This window comes from Thermosyntropha lipolytica DSM 11003 (assembly GCF_900129805.1).
Taxonomy (GTDB): Bacteria; Bacillota; Syntrophomonadia; order Syntrophomonadales; family Syntrophomonadaceae; genus Thermosyntropha; species Thermosyntropha lipolytica.
Map to the genome: position 1 here is coordinate 1 of NZ_FQWY01000035.1, position 21,155 is coordinate 21,155.

15 protein-coding genes and 1 pseudogene are annotated in these 21,155 nt (G+C 38.3%); 15 read left to right on the forward strand and 1 reads right to left on the reverse strand.

From position 1 onward, the window contains the following. From BUB92_RS11550 to BUB92_RS08860, 12 genes and pseudogenes are all read left to right on the forward strand, one after another. Positions 1-424: pseudogene (locus tag BUB92_RS11550) on the forward strand (Rpn family recombination-promoting nuclease/putative transposase); the annotation flags it as partial. 729 nt (positions 425-1,153) lie between these two features. Then, positions 1,154-1,597 (forward strand): chemotaxis protein CheW, encoded by a 444-nt coding sequence (locus tag BUB92_RS08810; protein ID WP_073093002.1) that lies wholly within the window; start codon positions 1,154-1,156, stop codon positions 1,595-1,597. A gap of 33 nt (positions 1,598-1,630) precedes the next feature. Further along, positions 1,631-3,676 carry a methyl-accepting chemotaxis protein gene (locus BUB92_RS08815; RefSeq protein WP_073093005.1) on the forward strand — a complete coding sequence of 682 codons (2,046 nt, stop codon included), beginning with the start codon at positions 1,631-1,633 and terminating at the stop codon, positions 3,674-3,676. 429 nt (positions 3,677-4,105) lie between these two features. Beyond that, the gene (locus BUB92_RS11845; protein WP_159432328.1) at positions 4,106-4,258 is read left to right on the forward strand and encodes a hypothetical protein; all 153 of its coding nucleotides are present in this window, start codon (positions 4,106-4,108) and stop codon (positions 4,256-4,258) included. A 12-nt stretch (positions 4,259-4,270) separates the two neighbouring features. After that, positions 4,271-5,752, forward strand: a complete 1,482-nt coding sequence (locus tag BUB92_RS08825) for a GGDEF domain-containing response regulator (RefSeq protein WP_073093008.1) — start codon at positions 4,271-4,273, stop codon at positions 5,750-5,752. 10 nt (positions 5,753-5,762) lie between these two features. Continuing rightward, a complete protein-coding gene (locus BUB92_RS08830; RefSeq protein ID WP_073093011.1) occupies positions 5,763-6,908 on the forward strand; it encodes a HEAT repeat domain-containing protein in 1,146 nt (381 codons plus the stop codon). Positions 6,909-6,913: 5 nt separating this feature from the next. Then, a complete protein-coding gene (locus BUB92_RS08835; RefSeq protein WP_073093040.1) occupies positions 6,914-8,326 on the forward strand; it encodes a glycosyltransferase family 2 protein in 1,413 nt (470 codons plus the stop codon). Positions 8,327-8,341: 15 nt separating this feature from the next. Then, positions 8,342-11,470 (forward strand): hypothetical protein, encoded by a 3,129-nt coding sequence (locus BUB92_RS08840; RefSeq protein ID WP_073093014.1) that lies wholly within the window; start codon positions 8,342-8,344, stop codon positions 11,468-11,470. A 307-nt stretch (positions 11,471-11,777) separates the two neighbouring features. Further along, positions 11,778-13,400: an HD-GYP domain-containing protein gene (locus BUB92_RS08845; RefSeq protein WP_073093017.1), complete on the forward strand. Its 1,623-nt coding sequence runs from the start codon at positions 11,778-11,780 to the stop codon at positions 13,398-13,400. A gap of 76 nt (positions 13,401-13,476) precedes the next feature. Continuing rightward, positions 13,477-14,370 carry a GGDEF domain-containing protein gene (locus tag BUB92_RS08850; protein WP_073093022.1) on the forward strand — a complete coding sequence of 298 codons (894 nt, stop codon included), beginning with the start codon at positions 13,477-13,479 and terminating at the stop codon, positions 14,368-14,370. A gap of 159 nt (positions 14,371-14,529) precedes the next feature. Continuing rightward, positions 14,530-15,816 (forward strand): guanine deaminase, encoded by a 1,287-nt coding sequence (gene guaD, locus BUB92_RS08855; protein ID WP_073093025.1) that lies wholly within the window; start codon positions 14,530-14,532, stop codon positions 15,814-15,816. A 90-nt stretch (positions 15,817-15,906) separates the two neighbouring features. Next, positions 15,907-16,419 carry a macro domain-containing protein gene (locus tag BUB92_RS08860; RefSeq protein WP_084728435.1) on the forward strand — a complete coding sequence of 171 codons (513 nt, stop codon included), beginning with the start codon at positions 15,907-15,909 and terminating at the stop codon, positions 16,417-16,419. A 96-nt stretch (positions 16,420-16,515) separates the two neighbouring features. On the opposite strand, the gene BUB92_RS08865 is transcribed toward BUB92_RS08860, so the two are convergent. After that, positions 16,516-17,184, reverse strand: coding sequence for an AMP-binding protein (locus BUB92_RS08865; RefSeq protein WP_073093031.1), 669 nt, complete (start codon positions 17,182-17,184; stop codon positions 16,516-16,518). A 485-nt stretch (positions 17,185-17,669) separates the two neighbouring features. Here BUB92_RS08865 and BUB92_RS08870 point away from each other — a divergent pair, with 485 nt between their 5' ends. From BUB92_RS08870 to BUB92_RS12020, 3 genes are all read left to right on the forward strand, one after another. Next, positions 17,670-19,070, forward strand: a complete 1,401-nt coding sequence (locus tag BUB92_RS08870) for a M14 family zinc carboxypeptidase (protein WP_242939037.1) — start codon at positions 17,670-17,672, stop codon at positions 19,068-19,070. A gap of 132 nt (positions 19,071-19,202) precedes the next feature. Then, positions 19,203-20,588 (forward strand): DUF5050 domain-containing protein, encoded by a 1,386-nt coding sequence (locus BUB92_RS11560; RefSeq protein WP_073093037.1) that lies wholly within the window; start codon positions 19,203-19,205, stop codon positions 20,586-20,588. A gap of 325 nt (positions 20,589-20,913) precedes the next feature. Then, positions 20,914-21,120, forward strand: coding sequence for a hypothetical protein (locus BUB92_RS12020; RefSeq protein ID WP_200774239.1), 207 nt, complete (start codon positions 20,914-20,916; stop codon positions 21,118-21,120). Positions 21,121-21,155: the final 35 nt, after the last annotated feature.

Consider the following 21,155-nt stretch of genomic DNA (forward strand, 5'->3'; position numbering starts at 1 on the left):
AAAGGTAGAGGTAGAAAAGATATTCTGGCAGATGCGGGAGATGGAGAGGGGATATAGCTATTTGCAGGTGAGTATAATAGAATATATATTAGGAGCGGTAGAAAAAGTAGATGAGGAAATACTTATAGAATGTATAGAGAAAATACTTCCTGAGAGGAGGGAGGACCTGATGACTTTAGCGGAGAAGTGGAGAAGAGAGGGTATGGAGGAAGGGATAAGGAAAGGGATAGAGCAAGGTATAGCTAAAGGTATAGAAAAAGGTATAGAAAAAGGTATAGAAAAAGGTATAGAAAAAGGTATAGAAAAAGGGAAAGAAGAAGCGGCATTGAATGCTTTACAAAAAGGATTGGATATAGAAACTATAGCAGAGATTACCGGGCTTTCAGTAGAAAGGATAGAGGAGCTAAAGAAAAAACTGAATTAAAAAGTACAGGGGGACGGTATAAATGTAAGACAGCACAAAGGAACCGTCCCCTTGTGTTGCTTGTGTTGAGGCACCGTTTTAAGGCGGTGTTTTTTGTTTTTCTGCACACTTTCGTTAAAAGATGCACCCCTCCTTATGGGGGAATGGGAAATCGCTAAAAGGTATGGGGTGGAGTGGTTGGGCGATGCATAAGGATGGCCCTGGTTTACACTGGCAAATAACTCCCTGCCGGATAATATACTGGTGACTTTCCCCGCCTTTGGTTGTTTTCCGGTTTTGCCAACTGATAAATGCGATAAAAATGGGGGCTTTTTTATTTCCACAATTTTTCTATTTTCCTGGGATGGGAAATATGCAAAAGTAGCAATCTCTGTTCAGATATGCAAAAAAAATTGAAATATGACAAAAAAAAAATCAGAAAAGCTTTAAAATATAATTAAAGAATTAGAAAAATTTGGGGTCAAAAGACCAAAAAGCAACATGAGGGGGATATTGAAAAATTGTGAAACAACTAACTATTAAAAAATATTGAGGGGAGGCAGAAAGGATGTCGACAGCTGGTGGAGATGTGAACGGTAAAATCCAAAAAAGCGGGAACTTTCTGAAAACCTCAAAGTCAATTCCCTGTTCATGTCTTTGCTTTTCCAGGTTTGACCGGTTTTTACCAGTCTTTTATTAAAGAATAGCGGTGGGAGGCTTTTTTAGATTAGGCAGGGAGGAGGTGAAAAAATGGATAAACAGTATGTAGTGTTTACCGTAGCCAATCAGCATCTAGGCCTTGATATAGTCAATATCCAGGAAATAACCCGCTATATGGCGCCCACCAGGATGCCGGAGATGCCGGAATATGTAGAAGGGATAATTAACCTGCGCGGCAAGATTATCCCGGTTATCAATCTGCGAACCTTTTTTAATATGGAAAAAGAAAAAGTAACTGCGGAAAGCAGGATTATAGTAGTAAGCATCGATGATAGCCAGGTGGGTTTTCTGGTTGATGCCGTAGCCCAGGTAACCAGGATAAACGAAAGTGAAATAGAGAAAGCTGGCGAGGACAGCACCTATAGCAGTGAATATATCGTTGGGCTTGCCAAACAGGGAGAAAAGATTATACTCCTTTTAGACCCGGCCCGCTTGCTGCAAGACAAAATAAACCCCAGAAAAACTGCGGTATAAAGGGAAAAAATACAGACAGGAGGGGAATAAGTTATGAACGAAAAGGTAAGTTCCCTTACCGGCCTGCGGGGCAGAATGACTCTGCTTTTTGGGCTTATTGTGCTTATTGGATGCCTGGTGGTAGGTATAGTAAGCTACAACCAGGCCGGAAATGCCCTGGAAGATGAAGCTAAAGATAGTATGCTGAAAGTAGCCAAACAGGTGGCAGAAACGGTGGACAGCCGGCTTCAGGCTCGGATGTATGTGGTGGAAGGAATAGCAGCAAGAAATGTTATTCGGGGTATTCAAGGGGATCGGGAGGCTACTCTGGAAGAAAAACTAAAAGCCCTGCAAAATGAGCAGAAAAGAGCAGAAAGTCTCGGTTTCAAACAATTCGGTTTAGCTGACCGGCAGGGCAATGCTATCCTGAACGATGGCAAAACCGCCAATGTTGCCGACCGTGATTATTTTAAAGAGGCTCTGCAGGGCAAGACCTATTATTCGAGCAGTATAGTAAGCAAGGTGGACAATTCCGTCGTTTTTGTGGTGGCTACCCCGGTGCGTCATTATGCTACAGGCGAGATAATAGGCGTATTGTTCGGCGTTATTGATGGGGAAAAACTAAGCCAGCTGGTCTCTTCCATAAGCTACGGCCGCACCGGCTATGCCTTTGCCGTAGATGGCACCGGCAAATTCATTGCCGACAAAAATAGAGAACGGGTAATAAATCAAGAAAACTACATAGAGATGGCTAAAACCGATCCTTCTCTGGCTCCGGCGGCAGAGTTGATGACCCGAATGGCCCGAGGAGAGGAAGGGGTATATGCTTATAGCTTTAAAGGCGAAGAAAAAATAGCTGCCTATGCCCCGGTTAAAACTACCGGCTGGTCCATAGCAGTTACCGCACCTAAAAGCGAAATACTGGAAAATGTAAGTCACCTCAAATGGATAGTACTGGTGGTAACCATAATCGTTTTAATACTGGCATTAGTCCTGACCATTATGATGGCAGGATCCATTGCAGCTCCTATCAAAGCTGCCGTTGAACATGCCCGTCTTATGGCCGGCGGAGACTTTACCCGGGAAATGCCGGAGATTTTCCTTAAACGCCGGGATGAAATAGGAGAGCTGGCACAGGCTTTTCATGATATGAATGCGCAAATGCGCGAGCTGCTGAAAGAAGTGGCGGCTTCGGTATCGGAAACCAGCGCAGCCAGCCAGGAACTCTCGGCTACGGTAGAAGAAGTAAGTGCCCAGGGAGAAAACATAACGGAGTCAGTACACCAGATCGCTGCTGGCATGCAGGAAACCAGCGCTTCGGTAGAGGAAGTTACTGCCTCCAGCAGCCAGATTGGAAACGAAGCGGAAAAACTAAAAACCAAAGCCCAGGAGGCCAGTGCCAATGTAGAAGAAATCGAAAAAAGAGCGGAAGGGATGAAAGAAACGGCTATTGCCTCCAGGCAAACTGCCCAGAGCATTTACCATGCCAAACAGCAGGAAATAAAGAAAGCCATAGAAGAAGCCAGGATAGTGGAAGAAATCGGCAAAATGGCGGATGTTATCTCCGAGATAGCCGGCCAGACCAATCTTTTGGCTCTCAATGCCGCTATTGAAGCGGCCCGGGCTGGAGACCAGGGCCGGGGATTTGCGGTGGTAGCCGAAGAAGTCCGCAAACTGGCTGAACATTCGATGCAAACGGCAGGCAACATCCAGCAGGTAATCCAGCAGGTAAAAGCGGCGGTAGAAAAGCTAACCGTCAATGCGGGAGAAATCCTTAAATTTATCGATGACAAAGTAACCCCTGATTATGACATGCTGGAGAAAACAGGCGAGCAGTATGCAAAAGATGCTCAATTTGTAAAAAACCTGATGGAAGAATTTGCTGCCGCTGCTTCCTACATAGCTTCATCTATAGGTGAAGTCAACAAGGCCATTGAAGGAGTAGCGGCGGCCATAGAAGAAGCAACGGCTTCTTCCCAGGAAATTAGCAACAATGCTGCGGAAACCGGCAAAGCGCTTGAAGAAGTGGCCAGGACGGCCCAGGCTCAGGCGGAAATGGCAGAAAAGCTGAGCCTGCTGGTGGGCAGGTTTAAAATATAAGTTAGTTAATTCCAGGCTCTTTGCATATTTGCTGCCAGGCTGAAATAAGCAGGAAGCCTAGACGGTGAGCAGCTGTCGAAATACAAGACAGGCAATAGGGTGAAAAATGTAGCGCTTTTGCCTGTCTTGCTTTATTTCCAGGGTTTTTTAAGGATTCAAGACCAGGTTTTGGGGTAGTAGCAAATTTTACCTAGCGAATTTATCTTATATCAGTAGTATCGATATGTTAACCAAAACCTGCATGTAAACGCTAACATAAAAGTGAGCCCCAAAAAGCAGAAACGCTGGCAAAAAAGTGGACCACTCTGCCAGACCAATCCCCTATCATTGAAAGGGGAACAACACAATGATTGGGGGAGATATCTATTTAGCCCCCAAAATAAGGGGCCAGGGTGAGTACACTAAAACGGAGAGGAATTTGCCATACTTATGCCGAATACAACGGTAAATAATGCGGTCCGTTTGGCGGAAGAACTGCGGGAAAGCCTAAGCCAAATGGATATATCGGGTGTAGGAAGGGGCATTGCCCATTTCGGGGTTGCCGGCAGGAATTGCGTGCGGTATAGGAATGAGTGTGAATAGGAGGGGAGTAATATGGACTATCTAGAAGGGGTATTTAAAGACATACTAAGCAACATAAATGAATTAATGGAAATGGAAAATAAGGACAAAAGCTTTTACAATGTGGTAAAAGGTGTTTTAAAAAAGGTGAAGGAAATTTCTAAGGCCAATGGCATTGATGACATATATAGGGAACTAATTGATTGGGAAGAAGATACAGAGGAAAAAAAATTGATGAAGAAACTTTTAGTCATAAGGGATATTTTAAATAATAAGGTGGCTGATAGACATAGGGTTTTAGTATTTTCAGATGATGATGATAGACTAAAGGGGATAGTAAATAAACTGCAAAATAGGGAGATAGATGTTGTGGTATCAAAGAGTGATGTGGTAGATACAATTTTCTCATGTGATCCCTCTTTGGTTATAATTCAAAATGAAAACTCCTTAAATGTACTTACTATATTAAAATCGATTAGAGAAGAAAAGATGTTAGAACAATTACCAGTTGTTGTAATTTCCGACAGGGACTATAATACCAGGCTGGAATTCTTAAAACTAGGTGTTGTTGAATGTGTAGGAAATGATTTTGATGTAGAAGAGCTTTGTTTAAAAATACTGAACTTTATAAATATGAGCTCAAAATGCCTAAAAAATGCAGTATATGATATAGCCACAGGACTTTATACCAAAAGACAAGGCGAAATTTTGGCAGAATATTTATATACCATGGCTAAAAATGAGGAAGAAGATATTACATTGCTATTAATTGATTTTGATAATATGGCGGAGATAAATAAAAAAATGGGGTTTTCCCTGGGAAACAGCATAATAAAAGATGTAATTTCCGAGTTTAAGAAATATACAACCAAGGTTGATGTAGCTTATAGGATAGCAGGAGATGAATTTGCAATAGTATTCTATGAAAGGGATATAAAGTGGGTAAAAGATGCTGCTGAGGAGGTTTTAAAATATTCTATAGAGTTAGGCCAAAACTATGGAATGAGTGTTAGTTTTTCAGCAGGGATTGCCACTAGAGTTGAAGGTGATAAAAGCTTCCAAGAGCTATATATCAGAGCCAAAGATGCACTTTCAAGGGCCAAAATTGAAGGTAAAAGTAGAGTAGTTTCAGATAGTGAGTCATTTAAGCAAAGCAGAAATAAAAATATTTTGTTTGTAGATGATGATAAAATAATTCTATCTATACTAAAATCTAGATATAAAAACAAGGGATATAATGTCTTTACCGCGTTAGATGGAACAGAAGCCCTGGAGATATTAGAAAATAACAAGATAGATTTGGTGGTTACAGATTATTTTATGAAATTGATGAATGGAGATGAGCTAATTAAAAACATAAGACAAAAAGATAAGGAAATTGCCATTATTGTTTTAACATCCCAAAAGAATGAAGAGTATATCAAAAGAGCATTAGATTTAGGCGCAGATGATTATATTATAAAACCATTTTCACCTGGGGAACTAGACAGCAGAATTAAAAAGTTAATAGATTAGTGGTGATATTATGGAATTAATTGTTTTATATTCAATTATCTTATTTTCTATATTAATAATTGCACTTTTTTTATACCTTGTGGCCGAAAAAATATATGCCGAATATAAAGAGAAAAGAAAACAAAAGTATCAAGAAAGCATATCTTCACTTCTTGATGGAATAATTTCCGAGCTTGACGAGAAGGAGGTTACAGATGTACAAATTAGCATTTTATCTAATTATTTAAAAGACAAAACAAAAAGAGAAGTTATTGAAGAAAGAATGCTATTTTACTTTGAAAACTTTAAAGGAAGTATTTCTACCAGGCTTACTAAACTAGCTGAGGATATTGGGCTTGTTGATTATGAGATAAAAAAATTAAATAGCAGGGACTTGCATGAGGTTGCTCTTGCTGCCAGGCATCTTGGGGCTATGAGGAGTAAAAAGGCGATTGCTAAATTACTGGAGTTAATTTATTTAGAGCATGTAGGAGTAAAATATAATGTTTTAATGGCACTAGCCAGGATAGGTGATGAGGAGGCATTTATTGAGGCCTTTAAAAGGTTAACAGAATCTATCCCCCTGAGTGAACGAAGCCTTGTGGAAATAGCTGATAGCTTTGAGGGAGATAAGATATATGTTTATAGAAAGCTAATTTATATTGATGATGATTTTATATCCTCTATATTTATAAAGTCGGCTGGAAACTATAAAGATACCATGTTAGCTGACGAAATAGCATTGTTTTTAACAAGTGAAAATAAAGAAAAAAAGATAGCAGCCATGAAGGCTCTAGGCAATATGGGGGATAATAGATATGTTGAAGCCATAATATCCCTATTAGAAGATGAGGATTGGGAGGTTAGGGCCATAGCTGCTAAAGTATTAGGACAAATGCAAAGTGAAAAGGCACTTGTTCCACTTGCTGTAGCTTTATCTGACAGAGAATGGTATGTAAGATATAATGCAGCAAATTCTCTAATTAGCATCGAAGGGGGAATGGATATAGTCTATGATATTTTGGATGGGCAAGATAAGTTTGCCAAGGATATTATCATAGCTGTTCTTGAGACCAGCTATGGTTGGGACAAGGTTTTAGAGTATGACAAATTTGCAGATAGGAATCCCAGGCTTAGCGAAAAGATTAGAAAGTATATTGAGGAAAAAGACAGGTGATAAATATGCATACATTATTTCTCAGGGAGATGGTATTAAAGTTTAATTATTTTATTATATATTATGTTTTAGTTATTAATTTTATTTATTTTCTCCAACTGATACTTGCCGCCTTTAAGTTAAATGATTATATAAGAAAGATAAGGTATTCAGATTACCAGAAATATAAAGTTTCTGATAATATGCTACCCATATCCATATTAGTTCCTGCATATAATGAAGAAGAAACGATAGTAGAAAATATAAAATCACTTCTGGCGCTTAACTATCCCAAATTTGAAGTAATAGTTATTAATGATGGTTCTAAAGATAATACATTAAAAAAGGTAATTGAGGCCTTTGACTTAGTAAAGGTAAATCAGCCTGTAAGATATAGAATAAAGACCAATAAAATCAAGGGGATTTATAGGAATATAGAACTTCCCCAGCTTATATTAGTCGACAAAGAAAATGGAGGCAAAGCCGATGCTTTAAATGCAGGAATTAATATAGCCAACTTCCCGGTTATAACATCAATAGATGCAGATTCGATACTTGAAAGTGATTCTTTAGTTAGAGTTATTATGCCATTTATTGAAGACAAAAAGACAATAGCGGTGGGAGGAATAGTTAGGATAGCCAATGGTTCAACTATTCAAAGGGGAAGGGTTGTTAATATTGACCTTCCCCAGAGTAGATTGGCTATGTTTCAGGTTGTAGAATATCTAAGGGCATTTTTGACCGGAAGGATAGGCTGGGATTCAATAAATGCACTTTTGATAGTATCGGGAGCCTTTGGGGCATTTAGGAAGGATGCCGTGATTGAAGTTGGAGGTTATGCCAGGAATACGATAGGGGAAGATATGGAACTTGTGGTTAAGCTGCATGAATATTTCCTGAGAAATAAAAGGCCGTATAGAATCAAGTTTATTCCTGATCCTGTTTGTTGGACCCAGGCGCCAGAGAGAATTAAGGATTTAAGAGGACAAAGGAGAAGATGGCAGATTGGCTTGATGGATAGTTTGTTTAAGCACAAAAGGATGTTCTTTAATCCTAGGTATAAACAAATTGGGATGATTGGCGTTCCCTACTTTTGGTTATTTGAAATGATTGGCCCGGTTATTGAATTTTTAGGATATATTCTAATTCCCCTTGCTTATTTTCTTGGATTATTGAATGTAAAGTATTTTATTTTATTTTTAGTAGCCTCGATACTTTATGGGGTTTTATTATCCCTCGGAGCGATACTTCTGGAAGAATATACCTTTAACAAATATCCATCATTGAAACAGCTTTTAAAGTTAAGTTTCTATGGCGTTTTAGAAAACTTTGGATATAGACAGATGACAACTCTTTTTAGAATCGAAGGAATTGTTAGGTTTAGAGAAATGAAGCATAGTTGGGGTGAGATAAAGAGAAAGGGTTTTCAGGAGAAATAAAAAGCGGGTGATTTTATGAAAAAAACAGTTTTTATTGTTATGATTATAATATTTTTATTTATTTCAACTCCTTTTATCATTTTTGCAGCCCAGAAGCCTTCAAGTCTTAATGTGTGGATTATCGATAAAACTGTTCCTACAAAAGATTTCCGGGAACATAAGGGGTTAGTGTGGATACTGAATAATATGAAAATTAAAAATGCGTTGACCCAGGAGTATTTTGATTATACCAGGGATTATTTTGGATTTTACCCCCAGGATGATGCCTATGATATATTTCCCATAGAACCTAATAATCCCGATTTGATTTATATTGCAGATACTTATGGAGTATATACTGATGATTTTAATAAATTAAATGCTGAGGGGACAAAGTCAAACCTGATATATGGAGGATTAAGTGAAGCAGAATGGTTCCAAATAAAATCATATTTAAATAATGGACGAACTGTAGTAGCAGAATTTAATACGATAGAATACCCTACGGGGGAAAAAGTAAGGAAGGAAATGGAAGACGTTTTTGGGTTTGAATGGAGTGGATGGATAGGAAGGTATTTTGCCAGATTGGAAAAGGAAATGGAAGTGCCGCTGTGGGTAATCAAAGCCTATGAAGAACAATACCAAAGGAAATGGGATTTTAAAGGTAATGGGTTTGTATTTATATCGCAAAATAATGAAATAATAGTTTTAGACCAAAATGATTTTAAAAATAAGAAAATGTATGTGGATTTTAAAGATGAATATATAAATCAATTTAAAGCCAGGGATAAGGTTAACTATTATTACTGGTTTGAAATAACAGAAGATAAAGGAGCAGAGGTATTAGCCAATTTTGTTCTTGACCTGAATGAAAGTGGACGGGAAAAATTAAATAAACATAATATTAAGGCTTCATTCCCAGCCATATATAAGAACAAGAATGATGATTATACGGCATATTATTTTGCCGGTGACTTTGTAGATATTAATGATATTCCCAGGTTTTATAATATGGCAGGGTATGATAAGTTTAAAAAATTAATAACGATGAACATAGATGCATCTCAGGAGGCTTTCTTCTGGAAGGTATATGTGCCAGTGATGAAGAAAATAATCAGGGATGTAGAAAAAATACCAGCAAAAGGTGGTGGCGAGATATTTGAAATAAATGGTACCAAACTTGTTTCCAGGATAAATGGCAATAAGCTGGAAATATATAAAAAGGGAAAATGGCAACCTGTTTTTATAAAAGGTGTCAATATGGGATTTGCGCTTCCTGGAAAATGGTTTACTCAAATGCCTGAAGATGAAATGGAATATTTAAAGTGGTTTGACTTGATAGGAAAAATGAATGCCAATACCATACGTGTTTATACGCTAATTCACCCATCATTTTATAGTGCTCTAAAAACATATAACCAAATCCATGCAGATAATCCACTATACCTGATACAGGAAATATGGCCAGATGAAAATCCTAAAGATCATAATTATTTAGATAAAGAAAATATGGAAAACTTTATGCAGGAGATAGAATATGTGGTAGATGCCATTCATGGTAATATTAATATTCCCGAGAGAAGGGGAAAGTCATTTGGAGAATATAAAGCGGATGTTTCGAAATGGACAATAGCCTTTCTGGTAGGAAGAGAATTAGAGCCGGATGAGGTTATTAGTACCAATGAAAAGAATAAAGGCTATATATATAAGGGGAAATATATTTCCTCAACTAAAGGGGAAGCAACTGAAGCCTGGCTTGCTAAGAGTTGTGATTATGTTATGGATTATGAGGATACGAAGTATAAGATGCAACACCCGGTAGCCATTGTAAGCTGGCCTACTTTAGACCCTATTGTGCACAGATCTGAGTTTAATGAATATGGTAAAAAAGAGCTGGAATATAATGATAAAGTAAGCATTGATATTAATAATTTTGATTTAGGAGAAAAAAATATGGCAGGATTTTTTGGAGCCTATCATATTTATCCTAATTATCCTGATTTTATGAACAATGAGGAACATTATAAGAATTATAAAGATGATAAAGGAAGGCTAATGTATGGCGGGTATTTAAAAGAATTTATATCTCAGCACCAGAAATTCCCTGCATTAGTTGCCGAATTTGGGCTGGCCACAGGCATGGGCAATGCTCATGAAAATCCTGATGGTTATAATCATGGTGGGCTTGATGAAGTTATGCAGGGTGAGGGAATTGTTAGGATGATGAAGGCGATAAAGGCTGAAGGCTATTTAGGGGGGATTATATTTGAATGGATGGATGAATGGGCTAAAAAGACATGGATTACTGAGCCTTTCATGATCCCTTACGAAAGGCATGTTCTTTGGCATAATGCCATAGATCCTGAACAAAATTATGGCATACTTGCATATGAGAGCATTAAACCTGAAAAAGCAGATATGGTATTGGAAGATGATGGGATAATTAAGAAGATAGAAATTTCCAGCGATGTTTCCTATTTATATTTGGACATCGAATATGACAAAAATGTAGATATTAACAGTAAAGAAATTATAATCGGTATAGATACCTATGATAGAAATAGAGGGGACTTTAAATATGACCCTAAGCTGGATATTAAAGCACCATCAGGTATGGAATTTATAATAAAATTAAATAAGAATAGTGCAAAACTGTTAGCACATCCTGACTATAACATTGGTAATTTCAAATTTTCCTCCAAGAAGACGGATAATGGGATTTTTGAAGAAATAAGACCTATTATCAACAAATCGCGCATTACCATGGATGGAAAGATTATTCCTGAGATCAGGCAGGATGGAAGCACATTAAGGTATGGAGATTTTTCTGATTCCAGCCAAAACTACTATATTGATGATAAAATTCATATAAGGATACCATGGGCAAGACTTAATGTAACTGATCCCTCTAGCCATAGAGTGCTGGATGATGCTAGAAAGTTTAACAGTTTTCCCGCGCGAGATGAATTTAAAACGGTTGTTACTGAAGGATTTGTTATTAGTGGTGTTGTTTTATCCAACGGTAAAATAGAAGACGTATTTCCAGGGAAGCAAAATATTGACCTTAAAATATTTAAGTGGAAGGGATGGGAAGATCCCGTTTATAAAGAAAGATTGAAGAAGAGTTATGAGATTATAAAGAAATATTTTCAAGAATTGAATTGAATGTTAATATTATAAGACTATGGCCTGATTATTTTGGGGGCAGTTTTGCAGCTTGGTTTCCTGCCAACCTTCAGGAACAGCAGGTTTTGAGATACCTGCTGTTTTTTCATTTTCCTGATTTTATCATTTAATCCCCCTTAATTATGTTAGCGTTTACAGGCAGTTATACTTGATTTTTTAGAATAGAAAGGATTTTAAGAAAATTTATTTGCTATGGGATATAAAATCATCGATAATTTAAATTAAGCATGAATTTTGGCAAAATAGGACAGAAGAAATGTTTGTGGTTATATATTGGGGTGATAAAATGAGAGTTTTAAAGGAAAAGTTAAAGGGGTTAATAAAAGGGTCGGGAGCAGATATAGGCTTGATTTATGCAGTATATGGGGATTACGCCTTCAGGGTGCTTTCGCTTCATGATGACAGGATGCCGGTTGAGTACAATTTTTCTGAATTTTTGCATTTTGACTACAATCAGGATTCAGTTATTTGGCAGGTGATTGATCGCAAACAGATGGTAATCAATAATGAGGGAAAAAATTTTAAACCTATGGTTAAAGGAGTGCGAAGAGAAATAGGCATTCCTGTGGCTTATGGGGGAGAGGTTTTTGCGGTTGTCTGTTTAGGCAGGTTTAAGGATGAAGATATAGATGTAGATTTAGAAAGGTTAAATCAGGTTGTGGTTGAACATATATTGGATATACAGCGGAGATTTTATCAGAAATTATTTTATAAGTCTTTGCTGGAGACTATGATTTTGATCGATGAAATATTTAGTGAAAAAAGCGATTTTATGCCCCGGCATATTTACAATGTAGCAGCCTGGGCGATTGAGATAGCTAAAAGGCTAAAATATGCTGATGAAGATTTGACCAGGATTTATCTGGCTGCGGTTATGCATGATATAGGCAAAATATTTATTGATAAAAATATATTGAATAAACCGGGCAAGTTGACAGCAGAAGAATATAACGAAATGAAGAAACATGCGGAGATAGGTTACAATATTGCCAAAAATATGTTTTTGTTTGAGCTAAATGCCAGGATTCCCCAGTGGATTTATCAGCATCATGAAAAATGGGATGGAACCGGCTACCCGAATGGGCTGAAAGGAGAAGAGATAGAAAGAGAAGCCAGGATACTTAAAGTGGCAGATGCTCTAGATGCTATGCTGGGAGAAAGGAGCTATAAAAAACAAAAAGATATCAAAGAAGCCATCAGCGAACTTAGAGCTTGCCGGGGCAAGGATTTTGACCCTCAGATTGCTGACATAGCGGTGGAGATTTTAAACGAAAGGCTTAATTATAGTAATAAAGTCCTGGATGATATCTTTTTACCTGCCCGGCTGATAATGCATACCGGTAAGGCTGAATATAGCTATGAAGGCTATCTATCTAAAGAAGGCGAAGATATGATGTTTCATTCAGTGAAAAACATTGAGGAAGTAGAAAGTCCCCTTGTCATTAATACCTTGATTATTGAAAAACAAAACATAATTTTTGAATACCGGGTAAAGACCAAAAGAATAGATGCTAATATATTGAAAATTTATGATATTGTAGAAAAGACAAATGAATTGTATTTCGGGCTATTGTGGCTTTTGTCGGGCTATATAATAAAACCGGATACCAAAGAGGCTAAAGAAATAACGATTACTAGAATTTCAGGCAATGAACTTGTTTTCATCTGTGATGACGATTATCATCCGGATGAAAAAAAGGGTATGCTCATCGTTATCCAGTTTGAGGATGGAACCAGGGTTCCGGTTCCAGGCAGGATAACCAGCAAGATTAAGTTAAACAAGGTCTGGCATTATTATTTCGCTTTCACCGGGATAACGGAAAGGAATAGAGATGAAATTTTGCGGCAGATTTTCCGTAAACAGATAAATTTAAAGAAGTTTATTTATGAGAGCAGCAATAAGAATTGATTATAGTGCCGGGGTAGGTTTAGGCCGCTTATGTTTTGCTCTTGTAAGGAAGCTTATGATTTTATGAGGTGATGTTATGGAAAAAATAATCGAGATGGAAAATTTTATCAAAAACTCTGATCTTTGGGAAAGGATGTATGATGCGGTAAGGGTAGTTGACCCGGTAAAAAAGATACCGTATATGCTTAAAGATAACCGGCTGGAGGAGAATGAGGACAGCTGTTATTCGTTTTGGAAGCAAAATACTATATGTGCAAACTGTATTTCCATGCGGGCTTTTAATGAAGAAGAAACTTATGTGAAAATTGAGTTCAATGGCAAGAAGGTTTATCTGGTTACTGCGGTTCCTTTGCTTACCGATAAGGGGAAAATGGTAGCCGAATTTTTGCAAGATGTAACTGATAAGGGGATAATAGAAGGGATTGATCTGGACAATGCAGCTGAGGTTTATCAAAAGATAAACCGCTTGAATGATATGCTGGTTAAAGATGAATTGACCGGGGTTTATAACCGGAGATTTATTAAGGAAAGACTAGATGTTGAAATATTCCGGGCTGTAACCTATGCTAAGCCTCTGGCCGTTATTATGGCCGATATAGATTTTTTCAAGAAGGTTAATGATACATATGGCCATATGGCGGGAGATGAAGTATTAAAGAAGTTTGCCCGGATATTGCAGGAGAATGTAAGGGGGCAAGAAGACTGGGTTGCCAGATATGGAGGTGAAGAGTTTATCATTTGCCTGCCAAATACCGGTAAAGATGGAGCCTTTACTACAGCGGAAAGAATACGAAAAGAAGTTGCCGAGGCAGTAGTCTCATATAAAGAACAGGAGATAAGAATTACTGCCAGCTTCGGCATAGCTGTTCTGGAGGGTGAAACATTGACCGGTGATGATCTGATAAGAAAAGCAGATGAAAACTTATATAAGGCTAAGAATGCAGGAAGAAATAGAGTAGTTTGTTGTTAGGGGGAAGGGATGTTTAGTCCCGGTTTTACGGGTAATGATTTTTCGACAAAAAATAGCAAATAACTTGAATAAAGTTGCAGCTATGGGTAAAATTATATGGGGGGTAAAGGGATAAATAGCAGATGCCTAATTTTTATTTTGCGGTAAGGAGATGAGCAGATGTCGGCAGTGGATGTAAAGGCTTACAAGGGACATGTAGTTTTCACTCCCCAATTCGGCAGGTACGAAATAATTGAAAACGGCTATATTGTGGTAGAAGGAGGTAAAGTAAAAGGGGTTTATCAAGATTTACCGGCTGCATATGCGAACCTGGAAGTTATAGATTATGGGGATAAGCTCATTATTCCAGGTTTTGTGGATCTTCACTTCCATGCTCCCCAGTTTGTAAATCGGGGTCTGGGGCTGGACAAAGAGCTTATACCCTGGCTGGAAACTTATACTTTCCCGGAAGAATCCAAGTATAAGGATTTAGCATATGCAAAAAAGGCTTACCAGAATGTAGTTAGAGAGCTCTGGAAACAGGGAACTACCCGCTGTGTTTTATTTGCCACTATTCACAAAGATGCGACTATAAAGCTGATGGAGCTTTTGGATAAAGCCGGGCTTGCTGCCTATGTGGGCAAGGTTAATATGGATAGGAATGCCCCGGATATATTAATTGAAACGACAGAAGATTCTCTTCGTGATACAGAAGAATTTTTAAAGGAAACGGTCGATAAATACGAAAAGGTTAAACCGATAATAACTCCCCGTTTTGTTCCTACCTGTTCTCCGGAACTGATGAGAGGGCTTTCTGAACTGGCCAGGAAGTATAATGTGCCGATTCAGTCCCATCTTTCCGAAAACAGGTCGGAAGTAGCCTGGGTTAAAGAACTGCATCCGGAATGTCCTAACTATGCCAGCGTATATGAGCAGTTCCAGCTTTTCGGCCAGCAGCCGACGGTTATGGCCCATTGTATCTATCTTACCGATGAAGAAATAGAGCTGATGGCCAGAAACAAGGTATATGTAGCTCATTCGCCGCATTCTAATAACAACTTGTCGAGTGGAATATCTCCGATAAGAAAACTGATAAAAGCCGGGGTTCCGGTGGGCCTGGCCAGCGATATATCAGGAGGACATGATGTATCGATACCGAGCGTTATGGTGGCAGCTGCCCAGGTTTCCAAACTGAAATGGGTAGAAGACAGTGCAAACGGCGATCCGCTGTCGACAGCTGAGCTGTTCTATCTGGCTACCAAAGGAGGCGGAAGCTTCTTTGGCAAGGTAGGCAGCTTTGAAGAAGGGTATGAATTTGACGCTTTGGTAATTGACGACAGCTCGCTGGCTGATGTTAACCCGCGCACGATAGAAGAGAGATTGCAGAGATTTATCTACATCGGAGATGACCGCAACATAGTAGCTAGATATGTAGCCGGCAAGAAAATTGAAGAACCGCAGTTTTAATAGAAAGGGAGGAGAAAATCCTCCTTTTCTTTTTTGGGTGTAAACATGGTTTTGTATTAAAATCAATAAAAAAGAGAGGAGGGAATATCGTTGCCGCTCAAAATAATAAAAGGGGATATTACCCGTATGAAGGTAGATGCAGTAGTCAATGCGGCTAATTCTTCCCTGCAGCGGGGAGGCGGGGTATGTGGAGCCATTTTTGCAGCGGCAGGAGAGGCTGAGCTACAGGCAGAGTGTAATAAAATCGGAAGATGTGCTACGGGAGAGGCAGTAATAACCGGAGGATACAGGCTTCCTGCCCGCTATATAATTCACACCGTAGGTCCGGTATGGCAGGGAGGAAGCAAGGGGGAAAGAGAGCTTCTTTACCGCTGTTATACTAATTCCCTTAAGCTGGCTAAGGAGAAAGGGTGCAGGTCGATCGCTTTCCCGCTTATTTCGGCCGGCATATTCGGCTATCCCAAAAAAGAAGCTCTGGAAGTAGCAGTTTCAGCTATAGGTGAATTCTTAAAAAATTATGATATGGAGGTTTATCTGGTGCTTCTGGATGAAGAAGCGATAAACTACAGCCGGGAAAGGTTTAGCGACTTGTGGGCGAAATAATTTTCCGAATCGAAACAGTTTTTCATTTGGGGACGGTTCTAAATTTAAAAAGTATTACTAATCGAAATAATTTTGCATTTTAGAACCATCCCCAATTTACGTTATTTTCTTTTGGCCAGTTCTTGATCCCGCAGGGCTCGGCGCATAGGCTTTCCTACTGAGGTGCATGGGGTTGCAGGTTAAAACATTGGATGTTTCGGACATTCCATATCCTTCGGTAATGACAGTTTGAGCCAGCTCTTCGAATTGTTTCATGGCTTCTACGGCCAGGGGTGATGAACCGCATATCATGGCTTTGATGGATTTTATCTCCGAATTTTGGGTTCCCGGATGCTGGTTGAGGGCATAGATCATAGCAGGCACAGCTGCAAAGAAGCTAGGCTTGAATCTGTTTATGGCTTCCAGCAGATTGTCAGGGGTGGGGAGATCTACGATTACTATGGTGCCGCCTGCTATCATGTTAAGGTTTATGCTGGTATTGAAACCATAGATGTGGTAAAAGGGGATAGCGGCTAAGTTTACAAAATCGTTGTTCGGAAAGGCGGGTTTAAACCAAAAATAATCCTGATAGGCTATGGCTGCTAAATTGAAATTGGTAAGACAGCAGCCTTTGGATAATCCGGTGGTACCCCCTGTATACTGCAGCATGGCAATATCCTCGGGTAATATTTCTATGTCAGGTTCGGTTTCAGGTGATTTTTCTATAAGGGTGTAGAAATCAATTAAATCAGGTTTTGTTATGGATAAAGGAAGTGGGATGGCCAATTTTACCCTGGTTTGGTTAGTTAAAATTTTTAGGGTAATTTATTAGTAGCTTAACAGCAGGAACAGGTACAGGATACATACCTGTTTTTTTATGCTTTGAGGATATAAAAGATGAGTGGTCCTATTCGTCAGCGGCAGCATTTATTAAATTTTGACATAAATATCGACATTTTTTTCGAGAAAAATAGGATAAAAAAATATTATATTTTTAGGGTGGATAGTTGGAATTGGTATTTATTTGATATTTTTTGTCTTAATGGTTAAAGCATTTGTTTTTTAATTTTTTGGTATTTCTAATTTACTTGTACTTATATATCTTGCTTTTATCCTGTTTCATCTGCCTGGTTTTTTTATAATAATTTGTATTTTATTACTCTTGTTTTTGTTGTTAAAGAAGAACTGCTTAGATATTGCAGTTCTAAAAATGTTTTTTTAGGTTTGAAAATAATAAAAAATCAAATTAAATAGGGGAGAGGGTTAAATTGGTGAAAAAACTAAAGTTTGGGTTGATATCTCTACTGGTACTGATTTTAATAGCAGCCTGTCCAGGCTATGTTTATGCTTATAATATGATAAATCCTTATCAGGTCTATACCTATGAGCAAATGGTGTTAGATATAAATAAATTAAAGCAGGAATACGGTGATTTAATGGAAGTAGAGATTATAGGACAATCAGAATTTGGCAGAGATATATATGCGATTAAAATAGGTAATGGATTAGGAACCATATTTATCAATGCTTCTTGTCATGCCAGGGAACATATCGGGACTAATTTGACCATGAAAATGCTGGAGTATTATTTATACCATCTTAAAAACGGAACTCCATTTGAAGGATACGATGTAAATTACCTGTTATCTCACAATAAAATTTATTTTGTACCTATGGTTAATCCAGATGGAGTAACCCTGGTTCAGAAAGGATTAAGTGCATTCACTCCTGAACAGCAGAAAGTAATAAGGTCTGTAGCAGGTAAATTGACTGACTATCGCAAGTGGAAGGCAAATGCTATGGGAATAGATTTAAACAGACAATATGATGTAAACTTCGGCAATGCAGTTCAGAATCCTGGAAAACCCTATCCCTGGAACTGGCCGGGTAAGTATCCAGAGCAGGCCAGGGAAGCTAAAGCTCTGGCAGATTTTGCTAGAAGGATAAAGCCAGATATAACCATAAGTTACCATGCTTCGGGTAATGTTATATATTATGATCAGTGGATAGCTCCTGAAAATGTTAAGCGGGATATAACTTATGCCAGGTTGATGTCCCGGATAACAGGTTATCCATTAGCTAAAATAGGGTATCCCACATCAGGCGGATTTAGTCCCTGGATCCGAAAGGAATTTAAAACTATTGCCATAACACCAGAATTGGGCAAACATGCAGGAGATTATCCGGTGCCGGTAAGGGAATTTAATAATATATGGAAAGCCAATAAAACCCTGGGATTAGCCAGTGCCGCGTTTAATTTATCTGATTTAGGGGTACTTGCCAATTCTTCACGGAGGCTTATAGAGGAACAGGAAAGATTGAAGGCTATACAGGATTTTATTGATGAAGCGGCAAAATTTACTGGAAGGTTAAATTATTATAATTTTGTGGGTAAAGTTACTAAGGAAGAAGATATAGAGAAGATAAAAGAAGCTTTAGAAAAACTCGATGAGTTGAGAAGTAAGCCGATAAATATGCAAAATGCAACAGCCCAACAGAAGTCATTTATAGATTATGTTAAAAATACAAAATATACTGTGGTCGTATCTAATGGGGAGATAAAAGTCCTGACCGTGGATAACTATTTAAGCGAGCTGACTGATCTGGCAGATGACAAAAAGGTAATGACATTATATAGCGGACAAAATAAGCTCTTGCTTATACAGGAATAGCATACCAGTTATATGAGCGGGAAAAATATTTTCCTGTTCAGCAGGGGAGAGGAGGGGTGATGGGATTACTCATAAGGGTTGATGGAAGAAAAGAGTTGGACAAAATATTTTTAGTGGAGGGGATGTGATATTATGAAGCGGTGTTTCTGGTCGAGTAAAACTATTGCTGTTTTAATAACAGGTATTTTTCTTTTCTCATTGTTTGCTATGCCGGCATATGCGCAGCAGGACATAAGGATTTTCATCAATGGCGAAGAGTTAGTTACTTCATCTTCACCCCAGATTATTAAAGGCAGGGTTTTGCTCCCTTTCCGGGCTATATTTGAGGCTCTAGGAGCGGAAGTGGAATGGGATAATCAGCATAGACAGGCGATAGGAAAAAAGGGGGATATAAAGATTATCCTGCCCATAGATAAACAGGAAGCGAAAGTAAATGATAAAACAGTAAAATTGGATGTGCCAGCAACTATTATAAATAAACGAACAATGGTGCCGGTAAGGTTTATTGCGGAAAGCCTGGGAGAAAAGGTAGAATGGGATCAGGCTAGCTTAACGGTTTACATAGGAAAGATTCCTGACTTCAAGGAGATAACTAGCGGGGATGTACAAGCAGAGGAAAAAGGCAATACATCGGGGAATATAATAAATTATGGATTGGCAGCCAGGGAAGGAGATTGGATTTACTATGGCTCCTTTGAGGGAATAAAAAGAATGAAAGCTAATGACCCTCAATCTAGTCAGGTTATAATTGAGGGATTATTTATGATGAGCTATATAAATGTTATAAATAATTGTATTTACTATACTGGTGATGGTATATATAAAGCTAATGCTGATGGGACCGGTATAACCAAGCTGAGCAGTGATAATGCAGGAAATCTTATGGTAGCAGGGGATTGGGTTTACTATATCAATCAAGAAGATGGGAAAATATACAAAATGAAAACTGATGGCAGCAGCAAGATAAAGTTGACAGATGAAGAGTGCGTGGGCTTTGCAGTAGATAATGGGTGGATTTATTATTTGGTAAGACCTGATACAGAAGATTATATTGAGGGTGGATTTTTATACAAGGTACGTGTTGATGGAACTCAGCGTCAAAGACTGAATACGGGCGATATATGCAAAGAGATAAATGTGGCTGATGGATGGATTTATTATATAAATGCCTCTGATGATAAAATATACCGAATAGGAATTGATGGCAAAAATAAAGCCAAGTTTTTAGATATTCCTTGTATGAGCATAAATATTTCGGGAAGTACTTTATATTATTCAACCGGGGTTAGGAATGCTTATGTAACTTATCAATGGGAAAAGATGAAGATTGGCAGGATTAATCTGGATAAGACAGGAAATAAAATTATCGCTTTTATGGGCGAAGAAGATGGGGATTTGTTATACAATTTGAATGTAGCCGGGGATTGGATATATTATATGCAAGCTTTCTTTGGGGTTGAAGGAGGATTTAATATTTCCAGGATTAAAACAGATGGCTCTCATAAGGAAGTAATATAATCTAAAATATAGAAAGGCTGTATTGAAAGTGAGGTATGTTTAGGCCCTGGGAATAGGAGAATGACGGCAGGTGCAGGTTAGAGTACCTGCTGTTTTTTTATGGACCTCAGGGATAACATGTTAAGTAGTGCAGGCGGCATCTTTTTTTCGACATCTTAGGACTTTGTATATAGTTTATAATAATTTTGAGATCAAATGGAGTTAAAGATAGAAAAAAGGAGAATTTTATCCTGCATGTCAGAAAAAGGATATAGATACCGATAAGTGGTTCCCAACTATTAACAAAAATATGTTAAAATATTACTTTTTATGATATAATATCTACATGAAACTAAGCGAATGGGCAAAAAAACAAGGAATTAACTATAAAACCGCCTGGAAGTGGTATAAAGAAGGCAAGCTGCCTGTCCCGGCTTACCAGACCCCAACCGGGACAATACTGGTTAAGGTCGGCGAAGAAAAAGAGGGAGGGCAGAAGGTCAGCCAAAAACCGGGTAAAAAAAGCCATGGAGGCTATAGAGAATGCTGGTGAATAAAGCCTACCGGTATGAATTAAAACCTAATCAG